The sequence below is a fragment of the Pseudomonadales bacterium genome, assembly GCA_024234435.1.
Lineage (GTDB): Bacteria > Pseudomonadota > Gammaproteobacteria > Pseudomonadales > Porticoccaceae > JACKOF01.
In genome coordinates, this window is sequence record JACKOF010000001.1 from 787,774 (window position 1) to 804,937 (window position 17,164).

Consider the following 17,164-nt stretch of genomic DNA (forward strand, 5'->3'; position numbering starts at 1 on the left):
GTATCAAGGAAATATCAATCTGAAAAATCAGGCATCTTTGTCTTGAAAAGGTCTTTGATTTTGGTTCTTAGGCAGGTTTTCAGGCCTTGACCAAAAAAAGGTGCAATACGTCATTCGCTAAAGGAGTATCGATTCTGTCGCCAGGGTTCGTACTGCACGCACGTAAATATATCTTCTACGGTGATGACGATGCGTTTGTGGTGAGTAATAATGTCGGAATAATTCTTTGGCCAGAGTTAATGAAAAGAGTTCACCCGGGCGTATCTACCCAAACTTCTGGATTCCTTTTTATGAGGCTGAGTAATAGCCATATTCTTGCCTGTTGACGAGTAGAGACAATGCTTTCAGGTTATACACCCAGTGATCTGCAATGGATGCAACACGCACTCAGGCTTGCAGACATGGCAAGTGAGCACGGTGAAGTGCCAGTGGGCGCGGTTGTGGTAAAAGATGGTGAGTTGCTGGCTGAGGGATGGAATCAGCCGATTTTGGGTCATGACCCAACAGCTCACGCGGAAATAGTGGCCATGCGCAATGCTGCTGCGAAGCTGGGTAATTATCGACTTTCCGGCACTACTCTGTATGTCAGTATTGAACCTTGTACCATGTGCCTTGGCGCGATGGTTCATGCACGAATAGGGCGGCTGGTGTTTGGTGCACCGGAGCCTCGTGCGGGCGCTGTGCAGAGTCATTTACAGTTGTTGGATGCCGGTCACTACAATCATCGTATTGCCTGGGTGGGTGGCGTGCTGGCTGATGAATCCAGCCAGTTGCTAAAAACGTTTTTTCAGCGCAGACGCTAGGAGTGTCGTTTGGCTTTAGTAAGCTGGGGACTGAGCGGCATCCAATTAGTGTGAACAGCCCCTAGAGTGATAACAGAGAGTCGCTGCCAAGGTTGCTGCTGGATGGCAGGTCAATCATCCTTTCCCGCTCCTGGCGTTTTTCAGATTCCCTGATATGTAATTTCAGAATGTCGTAATAGTGACGAATATTCTGTACGTATTGCACGGGTTCTTTGCCGCGGGCATAACCATGCCTGACAGTCGAATAGAATTTTTTCTGTTGCAACAGAGGTAGGTGTTCGCTTACGTCACTCCACAGGTTGGGGTTTTTCCCGGCACGATCAGTTAACACTCGCGCGTCCTCCAGATGACCGAGCCCTATATTGTAGGCCGCCAGAGCGAACCAGGTTCTATCCGGCTCCTTGATCTGTGAAGGAATCCTTTCCTTTGCTTTCAGGAAATAACGGGCACCTCCGTCCAGGCTTTGTTCGGGGTCGAGCCGTTTTTTGACCCCCATCTCTTTGGCTGTTGATAATGTCAGCATCATTAGGCCACGCACCCCAGTGGGGGATTTTGCCTTGGGGTTCCAGTGTGACTCCTGATAAGAGATCGCTGCCAGTAGTAACCAGTCTATTGCATATTTGTCGGCGGTTTCCTTAAACATCCCCTGATATTTAGGCAAGCGTGAATTCATGCGGCTCATAAATAACTGCGAGCCCGCCACACTGAACTTCTTGGTATGACCGAGGAATTGGTCCCAAAGCTTGCTCAGTTTGCCGCTTTTTTCATACTCTTTCAAAAATTGATTGGCGGCTTTCAGTAGTGAGCCGTCACCATTTTGCGGGAAGACCCAGCCCAGAGGTTGTGGGGGGGATATGTCAAATGCGGCTTTTGCTTTGGGGTAAATGCTGCGGTCAACCCGGTAGGCGTTGGCATCGACAATAGCAAAATCGGTTTCACCTTCGTGTACCAGCTGCATCAGTCTCAGCATGTCTTCATCGAGCTCTTCCCAGCTCAGGTTTTCATACTGCTGTTTTAGCTGTTGCAATCGCTCCAGATGCGAACTGCCTTTTAATACCAGTAAACGCCCGTTTCTCAGATCTGCGACGGATGTTGGCCGTCTTTCACCTTGCCGGTAGATCAACAGTTCGCTTGTGTGATGATAGGGAATACTGAAGCGAAACCGCTTTTTTCGCTCAGGGGTAATTGTCAGTCCGGCCGCGGCGAAATCACCCACAGGGGTGCCAACGGCAATCAATGCGCTGTTCACACTTTCCATTACCGATATTTCAAGCTTTACACCAAGGTGCCTGGCAAAAGCTTTGGTCAGCAGGTATTCAAATCCGGCTTTGCCTTTGCCATCTTCGAAGTAGGTGGTGGACCCGGGAATGGTGATGATTCTCAGTACGCCACGGTTTTGAATAACCTCAAGTGTTCCCGGAGCCCTGCTGGTGGAGAGTGTCAGGGCGGCAACAAACAACAGGCAGGCGTACAGCATGCGCTTGGTGGTTCGCCTTAGATGAAAGTGAAAGCCACGCATATTTGTTGCTTGTAACTCCTTAAACCGAGCAACTATTTATTTTTTCAGCGAGTTGGTAAGTGGTTTAACAGGGCTCTAGGTTAGAGGCAGAACAGAAGCCATTCAACCAATTTGTTCTCGAAGGGACGAGAGCAAGACCGAAAGGTAAAGAAAACCGTATTGAGACTGCCGCTTGCCGGTCAATTACTTTACAATATCGGCCTTCAAAATTTCTGTAACCATTAACCAGATTCGAGGCCTACATGCTGACTTTTCGCGGCGCTCCAGCTCTTTCAGACTTTAGAAAAGAGAAACTTTTTGAAAGTTTGCGAAAAACGGTAACGGGTGTTGAAGGTGTTTACGCAGAGTACGTCCACCTGGTCGATGTCGAAGGCGAACTCAGTGCGGAAGATATCGCTGAGTTAACTGCATTGCTCAGTTATGGGCCGCGGGTGGCAGCCCAGCAGACGGAGGGGCAGCTTTTTTTGGTGATACCCAGGCCAGGCACCATTTCTCCCTGGTCGAGTAAGGCGACCGATATTGCCCATAACGCCGGACTGGATCGGGTGAAGCGCCTGGAAAGGGCGGTTGCCTATTACGTTGTAGGTAATTTCAGTGAAGAGCACGCCAGGTTAATCAGTAACCAGCTGCATGATCGTATGGTCGAGACTGTATTGGATTCGGTTAATCAGGCGGAAGCACTGTTCGAGCACCATCAGCCGCAACCAATGATTTCGGTGGATGTGATTTCCGGTGGCAGATCTGCGCTTGAAATTGCCAATGTCGAATTGGGGTTGGCACTGGCCGATGATGAAATCGACTATCTGGTGGCCAGTTTTGTTGAATTGAGCCGCAATCCAACCGATGTGGAATTGATGATGTTCGCGCAGGCGAACTCCGAACACTGCCGTCACAAGATTTTTAATGCCTCCTGGACTATTGATGGGGAAGCGCAAACGATTTCCCTGTTTGGCATGATCAAAAACACCTATCAACTGGGTGGTGAAGACGTTTTATCTGCTTATTCTGATAATGCTGCGGTAGTGAGAGGGCATGAAGCGGGTCGGTTTTTTCCGGACCCGGAAACAAAGATTTATGGCTTTCATCAGGAACCTGTGCATTTGCTGATGAAGGTGGAAACCCATAATCACCCGACGGCCATTGCACCTTTCCCCGGAGCAGGTACCGGTTCCGGCGGTGAAATTCGAGATGAAGGTGCGGTGGGCAGGGGCTCCAAACCGAAAGTGGGATTGACCGGTTTTAGCGTATCGAATTTGCAAATACCGGGTTATCAGCAGCCCTGGGAAGTAAATTACGGCAAACCGGAAAGAATAGTCACAGCGCTGGATATCATGATTGATGGTCCTATTGGCGGGGCCGCGTTTAATAATGAGTTTGGTCGTCCTAATCTCTGCGGTTATTTCCGCAGTTTTGAAATGGATTTTGATGGCGAACGTCGAGGTTACCACAAGCCGATAATGATTGCCGGTGGCTACGGTAATATCCGCGAAGAACATGTGGACAAACCGGCGTTTGATGCTGGTTGTAAGCTGATTGTTCTGGGTGGACCGGCCATGCTGATTGGCCTCGGCGGGGGTGCGGCCTCATCCATGACTTCCGGCTCCAGTTCCGAGGATCTGGATTTCGCGTCGGTACAGCGCCAGAACCCGGAGATCGAGCGGCGCTGCCAGGAAGTCATTGACCAGTGCTGGCAGCTGGGTGACCGGAACCCCATTGCTTTTATTCATGATGTCGGGGCGGGTGGTTTGTCCAATGCTTTTCCTGAGCTGGTAAAAGATGGTGGTTGTGGTGGTACTTTTGAGCTGCGCAATGTGCCTAATGATGAGCCGGGCATGTCGCCGCTGGCAATCTGGTGTAATGAGGCGCAAGAACGCTATGTCATGGCGGTTCGGCCAGAAGATCTGACTCGTTTTGAAAGTATCTGTCAGCGTGAGCGTTGCCCCTATGCCGTGGTGGGTGAATCTACCAGCGAACAGTGTTTGGTTCTGAATGACCGGCACTTTGATGCCCGACCTGTTGACCTGCCGATGTCAGTATTATTTGGCAAGCCGCCCAAAATGCACCGCAATGCAACGACTGTAGAGCCTCAGACCGAGCAGTTCGATATTGCGCCGATTGATCTGGAAGACGCTATTTCCCGGGTAATTCAGCACCCCGCGGTAGCCAGTAAAAGCTTTCTGATCACTATCGGTGATCGCAGTGTGACGGGCATGGTGCACCGCGATCAGATGGTTGGCCCCTGGCAGGTACCGGTAGCCGACTGTGCTGTCACCACCGTTACTTACGACAGTAATGCCGGTGAAGCGATGGCGATTGGAGAGCGCACGCCGCTAGCTCTGTTGAATGCACCGGCTTCCGGCAGGATGGCCATTGGTGAGGCAATTACCAATATCGCCGCCAGCAATATCGCCAGAATTTCCGATATCAAACTGTCAGCCAACTGGATGTGTGCTGCCGGGCATAACGGTGAGGATGAAAAACTGTTTCGTACGGTAGAAGCGGTGGGGATGGAATTGTGCCCCCAGCTCGGTCTGACCATTCCGGTGGGTAAAGACTCCATGTCCATGCGCACTGCCTGGCAGGAGGACGGGGTAGAGAAAGCTGTAACAGCGCCTGTTTCATTGATTATCACGGCATTCTCTCCGGTACAGAACGTACGCAAAACCCTGACACCGCAGCTGAAAACAGGCAGTGGGCCGACCGAGTTGTTACTGATTGATCTGGGTGAGAGGCAGGACCGTATCGGTGGTTCAATACTGGCGCAGGTTTATCGACAAATGGGTGATGTGACACCAGATGTGGTCAGTGCAGCGAAACTGAAAGCCTTTTTCGAGCAGATTCAGGCCGCCAATCACGATGGGGAGCTGCTGGCCTACCATGACCGGGCAGATGGTGGTTTATTCATAACGCTGGTGGAGATGGCATTTGCCGGACACACCGGGTTGACGATCTCATTAGAGGCTGATTCGCCTTCAGCACTGCTAAAACGTCTGTTCAGTGAAGAACTGGGTGCGGTGATTCAGGTAGCGAGCAACCGATCTGAAGCAGTGCGGGCGCGTTTTGAAGCGGAAGGTATTTCTGTCTCCACGGTAGCGACACTGAATTCGTCTGACAGTATCGAGATATACGCCAACGATGAGCGCCGCTATAGCCACAGCCGTGCCGAATTACAACGGATGTGGAGTGAAACCAGTTACCGCATTCAATCATTGCGCGACAATGCCGAATGTGCCCGGCAGGAGTTCGATGCGCTGTTACAGAGTGATCCTGGGCTCAGTGCGCATCTCAGTTTCGATATTAACGACAATATTTCGGCACCGTATATCAACCGCGGTATCAGGCCCAAAATGGCGGTTCTGCGAGAGCAGGGGGTTAACGGTCACGTCGAGATGGCGGCTGCTTTTGATCGTGCCGGGTTTGAAGCGGTTGATGTTCATATGAGCGATATTCTTTCCAGCCGTGTTCAGTTGGCCGATTACAACGGACTGGTCGCCTGTGGCGGGTTTTCCTACGGTGATGTGCTGGGTGCCGGTGAAGGCTGGGCAAAAACCATTCTGTTTAATGCTCAGGCACGCAACCAGTTCGAACAGTTTTTTCATAGGGAAGACACGTTTACTCTGGGGGTTTGTAACGGTTGCCAGATGGTCTCCAACCTGAAAGCGCTGATTCCTGGCGCGGATCACTGGCCCCGTTTTGTTCGCAATACCTCTGAACAGTTTGAGGCGCGGGTATCACTGGTACGAGTGGAAGCATCACCTTCCGTGCTGTTGAGCGATATGGCCGGTTCTCATATGCCCATTGCGGTAGCACATGGTGAGGGTAGAGCCGAGTTTGCAAACGAACACGACGCACAGATATTCAGCGCATCGGGTGCAGTGGCGTTACGTTATCTGGATAACCATTTGAATGTAACAGAAGCCTATCCCGCCAATCCGAATGGTTCGCCTATGGGGATCAGTGGTGTCACCAGTGCCGATGGTCGGGCGACGATTATGATGCCGCACCCCGAGCGCGTATTTCGTTCAGTCACCAACTCTTGGTATCCCGATGAATGGGGGCAGGATGGGGCCTGGATGCGGATGTTCCGCAATGCGCGCCTGTTTGTGGATTAAAGCCTACTCGTCAATGGCAGGCAACGACAGCTTGATGACATCAAAGGCGGGTTCTTCGTAAGGGTGCGCTTTTTTCAGAGCGGTGACAGCCTCTGCGATAAGGCTATCGGCGCAAACCATTTCTACCCGATATTCCGGTACCGATGTAACAGTTTCCTGTGAGCCGATAAACGGTTTACTGCCGGTCAGCGGGCGGAATTGTCCGTCTCCCAATATTTGCCAGCAGCACTGGTCGTAATTGCCGATTTGTCCGGCACCGGTATCAAATACGGCTTGTTTGACGATTTCAAGATGATCCGGTGGCACGAAAAATATCAACTTATACATGCGTTATGACTCTATGCCATATTTCAGTGTGAGTTTTGCGGGGGGATCGCGCAGGCACTGATGCGGAAACGTACTCAGCTGCGAATCCACTTCCAGGGTCTCTCGATACTCCCCGTCCGCACTTCAAACAAGCCTCGTTTCATATCTTCAAAGTAGTAGTGAAGTGCCAGTTCAACAACAGGGAAGGCCAGCTCATTCCAGGGCACCTCACTTTCAGTAAACAGTTCAACCTCGAGGGATTCATCTCCGGGGGCAAAGCCTTTGTCGCTTAGTGGGCCTCGGTAGAAAATATACACCTGATTGATATGGGGAATATCATAAATGCAGCTCAAGGCAGGTTCCTCTATGCTGGTTCGGGCTTCTTCCATGCATTCACGCAAGGCGCCTTCAATGGTTGTCTCACCATTTTCCATAAACCCGGCTGGCAGCGTCCACAGGCCGTGGCGAGGTTCGATAGCGCGTTTGCACAGTAGCACTTTGTCTTCCTGCGAGGGGATGCAGCCCGCAATAATGCGCGGGTTCTGGTAATGAATGGTCTCGCAGTGGTCGCAAACATGACGTTCGCGGTTGTCTCCCTGCGGAATTTTAAGTGAAATGGGTTTTCCACACTGGCTGCAATAGTTCATGATTCCGGGTTTCAATTAATAATCGGCTGCAATTTGTCTGCAATTAAGTTGTAGTATATACGGCATAGGGCTGAGAGAAGAATTGTCAGAGTCACTATTTTGAGTTGCCACGTTGTAGAGCGGGAAAGTACGAAACAAACGGGTAGTAAAAATACAGGGAATTCATGTTACAAAGAATCACAGAATATTTTCAACCGTATGCCACTGGTCACAGCCACCACGATGACTGGCTGTCGAATCAGGCTGCGGTATTGGTTCCCTTGACACGGGACTTCGCCGAGCCGTCTGTTATCTTAACCAAACGATCAGAGCTGTTGAATTCACATAGAGGGCAAGTGGCGTTTCCTGGAGGCAAGCGCGATCAGGAAGATCATAATCTGCTGGCGACCGCTCTAAGGGAAACCCATGAAGAAATTGGCCTGGAGGCGGACCAGATAGAAGTGATTGCACGCTGGCCCTCGCAGACAACCCGTTTCAATATGGATGTTACACCTTTTGTGGGTCTGGTGAGCCCGGAGGCAGAGTTACAGGCAAACCCGGATGAACTCGATGCTGTGTTTCAAGTGCCGTTGTCGTATTTTCTCGACCAGAGCAATATCACCACAGATCAGTTTGTGGGTGCCGATTACAACCTCACCATGCCCTGTTATATCTATCATGGCTTTCGCATCTGGGGTTTTACTCTTGGCGTGTTGGTGGATGTGCTCAATAAAGCCCTCGGTGCCGGTATTCAACTGGCATACCCGGATTTCAGTGTTACCGCTCAACAGGTGAAGATGAATCAGCGTCAGTAGTAAGGTTCTTTGAAAAGACGGGCGCTGGTTCCGAAAATATGTCTGATGCACCACGAGAATGAGGCCTGCCTGTCTTGGTATGGCTAGTTTGGGAAGGTTTATTCAGTTTTAGTGCCGAAGCATGGAAATAACCGGGTGCCTTTGATCGGTGTTTGCTGTATCAGTCTTGAAACACTCTATTGATGAGCGGATGTCATTAGTCTAGAGTTAATCCAGAGCATAAGAATAATGACCCTCAGTGAGTAGTTATTACGATGCAGAATTGTGGAGCTCAACGTATACGCCACCAGTCTTTCGGATTGCGGTGTCTTTTGATTCTGGTACTGACTGTAAGATTCCAGCACACCTTTGCCGCCACCTGGCAGTGGGGTGACACTCTCGCCTTTTCCTTGCGTGGTTTTGGTACGCTAGGTGTCGTTCACTCAAATCAGGAGCAGGCGGACTTCGTTAGCAGCATCATTTTTTACCAGCAGTTATGAGTCGGACAAAATGGGTAATCACGGCCTGCTGGGATTGCTTGGCAAGGATGGTCAATTCAGAGCGTGGAGAATCGGGGATACCGTTCTGGCCGGCAGTTTCGCGGATTACCGCTCTTTTGTGCCAGAGTCAGATATTTTTGAGACCCTGGTTGAATTAACTGATAACCATGGGGATGGTGTTGCACGCTATACAAGTGCGCGGGAACTGTATGATTTCCCGCTTGCTGTGATTGCTGGTTTATCGTTTGAAGAGCAGATGGCAAACGTTAATGCACAGGCGGCAACCTATCGTTGGCGGGCAGCTATTATTAATGCCTTTTTACTGTTAGTCATAGGTCTGTTGTGGTGGTTGAGCCACAAGATTGCTGACATACGTAAACGCGAAGTCGAGGCGGAAATAGCGTATGCGAAGCAGGTGGAGTATCTGGCTTATCACGATACCTTGACGGGACTTCCCAATCGCAGTCTCTTCAGCAAGCTGCTTGATCAGAGCATTAAGCAAGCACGGCGCAGTGAAGAAAAGCTGGCCGTTATGTTTCTTGATCTGGACCACTTCAAATATATCAATGATACGTTGGGACATGATGCGGGCGACCAGTTGCTGCAGGATGTATCCAGTAGGCTGAAGTCGTGTTTGCGGGACAGTGATATTGTCGCTCGGTTGGGTGGTGATGAATTTGTGGTGGTATTGCCGTCGGTTACCGACGAGGTATACACGTCTTCTGTGGCAAAAAAGATGATCAGTGCCGTTTCCAAATCGTATATTCTTTTTGATCAGGAATGTCGGGTGACAGTCAGTATTGGTATCAGCATCTACCCAGCTGACGGACTGGATGAGCAAACCCTGACAAAAAATGCCGATATTGCCATGTATCAGGCGAAGGAGGAGGGAAAAAATACCTTTCAGTATTATTCCCAGGAGTTGCATTCACAGTCACTGGAGCGGCTGACACTGGAATCGAGCTTGAGACTTGCGCTTAAAAACGAGCAATTCAGCCTCCATTATCAGGCGAAATGGGATATTAGTGCTAATCGAATTACAGGGATGGAAGCTTTGTTGCGATGGGAGCATCCTGAACTGGGTGTCATTGCGCCGCTGCGCTTTCTTCCTCTGGCGGAAGAGATGGGGTTAATTGTTCCCCTTGAAAAATGGGTAATCAAAACCGCCTGTCGACAAAATGTGGCGTGGCAGAAAAAGGGATTACCCAAAGTCAGTGTTGCAATCAACCTTTCTGCACATCAGTTTTTTGATCCCGAGCTACCTGAGTATATTGCCTCTGTTTTAAGGGAAACAGAAATGGATGCGAATTTGCTGGAGCTTGAAATAACCGAAAGTATTCTGCTCAGCCGGGGCGAGCGGGTTGTGCAGGTATTGAACAGCCTGAAAGAAATAGGGGTTCGTATCGCCATAGATGATTTTGGTGTTGGTTACTCCTCCCTCTCCATGCTCAAACAGTTTCCATTGGACGTTATCAAGATTGATCGCAATTTTGTCCGTGACATGTCCACAACCAATGTTGACAGAGAGTTGACACAGGCTATTGTTGCCATGGGGCGTAAATTGAGCTTGACGGTAGTGGCCCAGGGGGTCGAGACAAAGGATCAGGCTGATTTTTTACGCGATAATGTGTGTGATCAATTACAAGGCTTCTACTTTAACAAGCCTGTTGCCGCAGAAGAGTTTACCGAGCTGTTTTCCCGGTCCATATCAACCTGACCCTTTGTGTTGCTTGTTTTCCAAGCCCCGCTGGTCTGGCTGCCCACAACCGCGTAGAATGGCGCCTCGCCAATCGCTATTTCAATATCAAGCTGTTATGAGTAAAAGTACAGTTCCTTCCCCCTGTATGTCTATCTGCGCGCTGGACGAAAACGATATCTGCGTTGGCTGTTATCGCAGTGCCAAAGAGATTACTGAATGGATGTTGATGGAAGATAGCGAAAAACGGCAGGTGCTTGAAAAGGCGAATGAACGAGCCAGCAAGAAAAACCCTTTTGCCTGAGGCAGTCGGGAGTCAAGATAGTGTTTTTCCGGGGCGAAATACCGGTGTTCGCATTCAATCGCGGTAGATCATTGCGGGTGAACAGGCATTAATCTTCTTCGGCATCACTCATCTGCATGTTCGCTAACAGGATACGGCTGATGCGGGTTTTATCAATCATCTTGTCGTTAATTTCAACAGTTTCAAACCGGTATCGGTCCAACATAAAACTCACATTGCCAGCTGGTATGCTTTCCAGTTGCTCCAGTACCAGTCCGTTGAGGGTTTTTGGTCCGTCTGTGGGTAATTCCCAACCGGTAGCCTTGTTGATCTCGCGGATAGTGGCGGCGCCGTCAATCAGATAGCAGTTTTTATTTTCCCGGACAATTTCGTCGGCATTTTCTTCATCCTGATTAGTGGTGAAATCACCTACAATTTCCTCGAGGATATCTTCCAGTGTCACCATCCCGTGGATTTCGCCATATTCGTCCACGACCAGGCCTATGCGTCTCTGTGCATGCCTGAAATTGAACAGCTGCTTATTCAGCGGTGTGCTCTCTGGGACAAAGTAGGGTTCGACAGAGAAGCGCTTAATGGCCTCTTTGGTCAGTGCTTCACTGCCTTCTCTCAATAGACGAGTGACCCTTTTCATATGCAGGATGCCTACAACATTATTGATGTCGCCCTGATAGACCGGCAGGCGGGTGTAGCCGCTATTGATAATGATATCCAGCAGTGCCTCAAGGTCGAGTTCCAGGTCGAGACCAACCAATTCGTTTCTGGGCACCATAATGTCGTTGACCGTCATGGTTTCCAGGTCGAGTATGTTGATCAACATATCCTGGTGTTCCGGCAGGTGCTCGCCTGATTCATCCACGACAATACGCAATTCATCCCTGTTCAGGCTGTGACTGGTTTTCGCATTCGGGTTGACACCAAAGGCGCGCAACAGCCCGTTGGAGAAATGATTGACCACCCAGACCATGGGGTAAAAAATCACCAGCAAAGGTCGCAATACATGGCTGACCTTAAAGGCAATGGCTTCTGGGTGCAGCGCAGCCAGTGTTTTGGGTGTGACCTCGGAAAAAATCAGCACGGCAAGGGTGAGCAAAACGGTGGCAACGGCGATACCGGCGTCACCGTAGAGTCTGATAGCGATAACAGTGGCGATGGCGGATGCCAGAATATTGACCATATTGTTGCCGATCAGAATGATCCCGATCAGGCGGTCGGGGCGTTTCAGGAGTTTGTAGGCACGCCGTGCGCCCCGGTGCTTCTTTCTAAGATGCTTTAACCGGTAGCGGTTGAGTGCCATCATGGCCGTTTCTGAGCCTGAGAAGAATCCTGACAGTAAGAGCAGGCCGCCGAGTATGCTAAATAGCAGCCATATGGGTGCGTCATTCAAAGAAGGGTAAACCTCGCGGGGCTAAAAACGGGTAATGTTGAAGACTTTTGCAGCGAATGGCAATAATAACCGTCAATTTGCGGCTAACTTAACAGTACTTCCAGTACAAACTTGCTGCCCCAGTAGCCCAGCGCTATAGCGATAAAGCCGGACAGGGTCAGTCTGATTGCGGTATTGCCGCGCCAGCCTTTCAGGTGGTGGCCCCATAAAAGAATGCCGTAAAACAGCCAGGCGATGATCGAGAAAACAGCTTTATGGGCGAGTTTCTGGGCAAAAAAATCGTCGAAAAACAGCAGGCCAGTAATCAACGACAGGGTGAGCAGGATAAACCCTGACCATAGCACTTCAAACAACAGTTCTTCCATGGTTTGCAGAGGAGGAATTGTTTTGCCCAGCCATCCGCCCAAATGCCGATGGCGCAACCGCCAGTTTTGCCATGCCAGCAGTAGCGCCTGACAACTGGCAATGGTCAGCACACTGTAGGAAAGCACTGACAGTATGATATGGGTGCCGATTTTTGCCGGAACGTCCAGCTTGTAAGGTTCGAATGAGAGATGAGGTGTGCCTGAAAGCAGTACAGTGATCAGGACCAGAGAGGTGAGCGGAAATAACAACAGAAAAAGATTGTGCAGAGGTTTACGCAGACTGCTGAACAGGACAATGGTATTCATCGTCAGAAAGATGGCTGAAGACATGGGCAGCAGGCCGAAATCAAAACCCTCATCCGTGACAATCCATTGATAGCCTGAAATCGCATGAAACAGCAGTGCAAGACAGGATAAAGCCAGCAGCGGCCTGATGTTCAGGTTGGGGTGGCGGCGTAGTTGAAGCCCCAGGAACAGGGTGGCACAGAGATAAAGTGCGATGGCGACTGCTGCGGTAGTCATGGCTTGCATTGCTGCTTTGGTTCTCGCTGGTATCGGTCAGAAAACAAGGACGTGAGTTTGTCACAGAAATGGCGCGCCGGAAAGGTTTTGCCTCTGGAACGGCGGGGGTGGTGAGCCAGAGGGCCAACTGGGTTATACTTCGTGCCCTCTGAAATTCTGGTATATGAGAATCATTTCCCATGGCATTGTTTGAAAATCTGACGGACCGTTTATCCCATTCGCTGAAAAAAATTTCCGGTAAGGCGCATCTCACCGAAGACAATATCAAGGATGCCCTGCGCGACGTACGCATGGCGCTGTTGGAGGCTGATGTTGCCCTGCCGGTAGTGAAACGGTTTATCGATCAGGTTAAACAGGCTGCTGTAGGGCAGGAAGTGAATCGCAGCCTTAACCCCGGCCAGCAATTTATTAAAGTTGTTCAGAAAGAGCTTGAACGGATGATGGGGGCGAGCAATGAGGCACTCAATCTTGCTGCGCAGCCACCAGCCGTCATCCTTATGGCGGGTCTGCAGGGCGCTGGTAAAACTACCTCGGTAGCAAAACTGGCGAAGCACCTTAAAGAAAAGCACAACAAGAAAGTGATGGCAGTCAGCGCTGATGTTTATCGCCCGGCGGCAATCAAGCAGCTCGAAACGCTTTCCGGTGAAGTAGGGATGACATTCTTCCCCAGTTCTGCTGATCAGAAGCCGGTGGATATCGTTAATAACGCGCTGGCTGCAGCAAAAACCGGCTTCATGGATGTGCTGCTGGTGGATACTGCCGGACGGTTACATATCGATGAAGACCTGATGAGCGAAATTCGTCAGATTCACGAAGCGTTGAACCCGGTTGAGACGCTGTTTGTGATTGATGCCATGATTGGTCAGGACGCCGTTAATACGGCCAAGGCATTTAACGATTCGCTGCCGTTAACTGGCGTCATTCTTACCAAGGTTGATGGTGATACTCGCGGCGGTGCAGCACTTTCCGTTCGGGAAGTGACGGGTAAGCCGATCAAGTTCCTCGGTGTTGGTGAAAAAACCGATGCGCTGGAGCCCTTCCACCCGGATCGTATTGCTTCGCGCATTCTCGGCATGGGCGATGTGCTATCACTGATAGAAGAGGTTGAGGAAAAGGTTGATCGCCAGAAAGCGGAGAAACTTGCCCGCAAAGTGGTTAAAGGTCAGAAGTTTGACCTGGAGGACTTGCGCGAACAGTTACAGCAGATGAAAAACCTTGGTGGTATGTCCGGCCTGCTCGATAAGCTTCCCGGCATGGGTAATGTGGCGCAGATGGCCCAGCAGGCGAATATGAGCAGCCAGTTCGGACGCATGGAAACCATTATTGATTCCATGACAGCCGCCGAGCGCCGCAACCCCGATATTCTTAACGGATCGCGCAAGCGTCGTATCACCAACGGCTCCGGCACCACCATTCAGGACCTGAATCGCCTGCTCAAGCAACATAAACAGATGGGCAAGATGATGAAGAAAATGAAAGGCAAGGGCATGCAGAAAATGTTGCGGGGCATGGGTGGCAATATGCCTGGCGGTTTTCCCGGAGGCATGCCCCCAGGTGGTATGCCTCCGGGAGGGAAGTTTCCTTTTTAGGCTGTATCTGCAATCGTGAATCTGTCATCGAAAGAGAGCTCCTGTATTTTCCTGTTGTGACCGGGCCGCCCGGCTTCTGTTCGCAAGCGAGGTGAAATCGCCATTGGGCTCGCGGTGCCTAAAGTGAATGATTCGTTGTTGCGGAGGGCTCGCCTTGCCTGGAGCACCTCGCATTCATACCCTGATAGGGGTGCTTTCAGTTGCGGTATTGGTCGTCCTGGCACTGTTTTCGGGTTTCGGTAACTGGCTGATTTTCTGCTGAATAATACTTCCGGTGTTTGCTATACATCATTCCGGCTTTTCGCTATAATCCCGCGCCTTTCGGGTGGCCTGGTTTTATTTGTTAACAATTCATCGGGTTGCACGGTAACAGTGGACACAGAACTTAAACATTTGCTTTAGAGAAGAGTATCTTCATGGTAACAATTCGATTGGCTCGCGGTGGCTCCAAGAAGCGCCCGTTTTATCACATTAATGCAACTGACAGCCGCAAGGCTCGTGACAGCCGTTATATCGAGCGTCTGGGGTTTTTCAACCCGGTAGCGCGCGGTAATGAAGAGCGTCTTCGCATTGATACTGACCGTGTTCAGCATTGGGTTGGTCAAGGCGCCCAGGTTTCTGATCGCGTCAATCAACTGATCAAAGAAGTCGCCGGGGCTTAACCGCTCAGATAGCCGGTTGAACTCCTGCTGCCTGTAGCGTATCCGCTGTGTTGAAACCGAGAGATCCGGTAATTGCCGGTCGTTTAACCTCGGTTTTTGGTGTTAAAGGCTGGGTCAGGGTTTTTTCTCACACTCAGCCGGCAGAAAACCTGCTTCATTACCGTCCGCTGTGGGTTAGAACTGCTGATGGTTGGGATACTTTGAAAATTGATCAGCACCGGGTCTCACCGAAAGGCTTGCTGATCCACATGGAAGGTATCGATGATCGCGATGAAGCCCAGCTGCGTTGCAAACAGGATATCTACATTGAAAAAGCAGATATGCCGAAGTTACCAGCAGGTGAATTTTATTGGCACCAGCTGCAGGGTTTGACAGTTATAACCCGGGATGGAGATCAGTTAGGGGTTGTTGCCGATCTGATGGAAACCGGCGCTAACGATGTTCTTGTGGTGACCGGTGAAGGTGTTGCGGGCAGTATTGATGAGCGGGAGCGCCTGATTCCCTATACTGACCAGGTAGTGCTGAAGGTTGATATGGACACTTCTAAAATAGAAGTGGATTGGGACCCTGATTTTTAAATCCCATATTTTCAAAGCCGGTTGCTTCGGGGCAGGCTTGAACGGGGCTTTGTGCGGAGGCTGAGAACATGAAGGTAGCCATTGTCACACTGTTCCCGGAAATGTTTACGGCTGTTACCGATTACGGCGTAACAGGGCGGGCTGTTAAACAGGGGTTGCTGGAAGTGGCGCACTTTAATCCGCGCACCTATACCAGTGATCGGCACCAGACAGTGGATGACCGGCCCTACGGTGGTGGCCCTGGTATGGTGATGATGATAGAGCCGTTGCGCGACGCCATAAGTGCTGCACGCAAGTGGATAGGGTCAGAGGCTGACAGCACGGTTATTTTTCTGTCGCCTCAGGGCAGGTTGCTTCATCAGCGAGCGGTTAACAATCTGGCTGAAAAAGTGGCGAACGGTAACCTGATATTTGTCTGTGGACGTTATGAGGGTATCGATGAACGCCTGATAGAACTGGAAGTCGATGAGGAATGGTCCATCGGCGACTATGTGCTGAGTGGCGGTGAACTGCCAGCCATGGTGATGCTCGATGCAGTGATCCGTCAGTTGCCCGGTGCACTGGGGCATCAGGATTCTGCACAGCAGGATTCGTTCTCGGAAGGAACCCGGGGCCTACTGGACTGCCCCCATTATACGCGGCCGGAACAGTACCAGGGTTTACAGGTGCCGGAGGTATTGTTGTCTGGCAACCATGAAAAGATTCGACAGTGGCGGCGAGAGCAATCATTGAAGAGAACCCGGCAGAGAAGGCCGGAGTTATTGAAAGAAGAGTCGGCAAAAGAAGATTAACCGGTAGTTGGTGATTATCGTTTCAGGTATTTTGAGATGTTGTAACCACAGCCCAGACGTCTTCCTCTTGAGCGCGACGCTACTCAACAAGGTGGCATGCCACCAACAACGCTTTAAAAGGAGCATACAAATGAGCAGCAAAAACCCGATCATCGCGGCGATTGAAGCCGAGCAGATGGAAAAAGAAATTCCCGCTTTTGCACCGGGCGACACTGTTGTCGTTCAGGTGAAAGTGAAGGAAGGGACTCGTGAACGTCTTCAGGCTTTTGAAGGTGTGGTGATTGCCAAACGCAAACGCGGTCTTAATTCGGCATTTACTGTGCGCAAAATTTCCAACGGCGTGGGCGTTGAGCGTACCTTCCAGACATACAGTCCTTTGGTGGACAGCATTTCCGTTAAACGTCGCGGTGATGTGCGTCAGGCCAAACTGTACTACTTGCGCGAACTTTCCGGTCGTGCAGCCCGAATCAAGGAAAAGCTCGGTTAAGCCTGGCCATTGTTGCCGGATACCACTTGGTACCGGCATATGGATAAATACAGAAAACCCCGTAACGGTGCCGTTGCGGGGTTTTTCTTTGTGAAGCGACTGACACCACATCACAGTCGCCAATGG

At 50.6% G+C, this 17,164-nt stretch carries 16 protein-coding genes; 11 read left to right on the top strand and 5 right to left on the bottom strand.

Features of this window, described 5'->3' with window-relative positions; genetic code table 11:
- Positions 1-338 precede the first annotated feature (338 nt).
- Positions 339-803 (top strand): tRNA adenosine(34) deaminase TadA, encoded by a 465-nt coding sequence (gene tadA, locus H7A02_03635; GenBank protein ID MCP5171344.1) that lies wholly within the window; start codon positions 339-341, stop codon positions 801-803.
- Between the two features lie 61 nt (positions 804-864).
- Here tadA and mltF read toward each other — a convergent pair whose 3' ends face one another.
- Entirely contained in the window at positions 865-2,322 is a 1,458-nt protein-coding gene (gene mltF, locus H7A02_03640) for a membrane-bound lytic murein transglycosylase MltF (protein MCP5171345.1), read from the bottom strand.
- A 242-nt stretch (positions 2,323-2,564) separates the two neighbouring features.
- Here mltF and purL point away from each other — a divergent pair, with 242 nt between their 5' ends.
- Positions 2,565-6,434: a phosphoribosylformylglycinamidine synthase gene (purL, locus tag H7A02_03645; GenBank protein MCP5171346.1), complete on the top strand. Its 3,870-nt coding sequence runs from the start codon at positions 2,565-2,567 to the stop codon at positions 6,432-6,434.
- Between the two features lie 3 nt (positions 6,435-6,437).
- Here purL and H7A02_03650 read toward each other — a convergent pair whose 3' ends face one another.
- Positions 6,438-6,761 carry an NGG1p interacting factor NIF3 gene (locus tag H7A02_03650; protein MCP5171347.1) on the bottom strand — a complete coding sequence of 108 codons (324 nt, stop codon included), beginning with the start codon at positions 6,759-6,761 and terminating at the stop codon, positions 6,438-6,440.
- A 74-nt stretch (positions 6,762-6,835) separates the two neighbouring features.
- Positions 6,836-7,387: an NUDIX hydrolase gene (locus H7A02_03655; protein MCP5171348.1), complete on the bottom strand. Its 552-nt coding sequence runs from the start codon at positions 7,385-7,387 to the stop codon at positions 6,836-6,838.
- 164 nt (positions 7,388-7,551) lie between these two features.
- Here H7A02_03655 and H7A02_03660 point away from each other — a divergent pair, with 164 nt between their 5' ends.
- The 4 genes from H7A02_03660 to H7A02_03675 all read left to right on the top strand — a co-directional run bounded on the left by H7A02_03660 (position 7,552) and on the right by H7A02_03675 (position 10,660).
- Complete coding sequence (locus H7A02_03660) at positions 7,552-8,181, top strand: CoA pyrophosphatase (GenBank protein MCP5171349.1); 630 nt, start codon at positions 7,552-7,554, stop codon at positions 8,179-8,181.
- 254 nt (positions 8,182-8,435) lie between these two features.
- The gene (locus H7A02_03665; protein MCP5171350.1) at positions 8,436-8,660 is read left to right on the top strand and encodes a hypothetical protein; all 225 of its coding nucleotides are present in this window, start codon (positions 8,436-8,438) and stop codon (positions 8,658-8,660) included.
- 256 nt (positions 8,661-8,916) lie between these two features.
- Positions 8,917-10,377, top strand: coding sequence for an EAL domain-containing protein (locus tag H7A02_03670; protein MCP5171351.1), 1,461 nt, complete (start codon positions 8,917-8,919; stop codon positions 10,375-10,377).
- 97 nt (positions 10,378-10,474) lie between these two features.
- Positions 10,475-10,660: a DUF1289 domain-containing protein gene (locus H7A02_03675; protein ID MCP5171352.1), complete on the top strand. Its 186-nt coding sequence runs from the start codon at positions 10,475-10,477 to the stop codon at positions 10,658-10,660.
- A gap of 88 nt (positions 10,661-10,748) precedes the next feature.
- Here the strand turns inward: H7A02_03675 and H7A02_03680 are convergent, their stop codons facing one another.
- Together H7A02_03680 and ccsA are read right to left on the bottom strand one after the other, a co-directional pair.
- Complete coding sequence (locus H7A02_03680) at positions 10,749-12,044, bottom strand: HlyC/CorC family transporter (protein ID MCP5171353.1); 1,296 nt, start codon at positions 12,042-12,044, stop codon at positions 10,749-10,751.
- A gap of 83 nt (positions 12,045-12,127) precedes the next feature.
- The gene (gene ccsA / locus H7A02_03685; GenBank protein ID MCP5171354.1) at positions 12,128-12,931 is read right to left on the bottom strand and encodes a cytochrome c biogenesis protein CcsA; all 804 of its coding nucleotides are present in this window, start codon (positions 12,929-12,931) and stop codon (positions 12,128-12,130) included.
- 179 nt (positions 12,932-13,110) lie between these two features.
- Between ccsA and ffh the strand changes: the two genes are divergently transcribed.
- From ffh to rplS, 5 genes are all read left to right on the top strand, one after another.
- Positions 13,111-14,520: a signal recognition particle protein gene (ffh, locus tag H7A02_03690; protein MCP5171355.1), complete on the top strand. Its 1,410-nt coding sequence runs from the start codon at positions 13,111-13,113 to the stop codon at positions 14,518-14,520.
- A 416-nt stretch (positions 14,521-14,936) separates the two neighbouring features.
- Positions 14,937-15,182, top strand: a complete 246-nt coding sequence (gene rpsP, locus H7A02_03695; GenBank protein ID MCP5171356.1) for a 30S ribosomal protein S16 — start codon at positions 14,937-14,939, stop codon at positions 15,180-15,182.
- Positions 15,183-15,229: 47 nt separating this feature from the next.
- Positions 15,230-15,760 carry a ribosome maturation factor RimM gene (rimM, locus tag H7A02_03700; protein ID MCP5171357.1) on the top strand — a complete coding sequence of 177 codons (531 nt, stop codon included), beginning with the start codon at positions 15,230-15,232 and terminating at the stop codon, positions 15,758-15,760.
- Between the two features lie 68 nt (positions 15,761-15,828).
- Positions 15,829-16,551, top strand: coding sequence for a tRNA (guanosine(37)-N1)-methyltransferase TrmD (gene trmD / locus H7A02_03705; GenBank protein ID MCP5171358.1), 723 nt, complete (start codon positions 15,829-15,831; stop codon positions 16,549-16,551).
- 130 nt (positions 16,552-16,681) lie between these two features.
- Positions 16,682-17,038: a 50S ribosomal protein L19 gene (gene rplS, locus H7A02_03710; protein MCP5171359.1), complete on the top strand. Its 357-nt coding sequence runs from the start codon at positions 16,682-16,684 to the stop codon at positions 17,036-17,038.
- Positions 17,039-17,164: the final 126 nt, after the last annotated feature.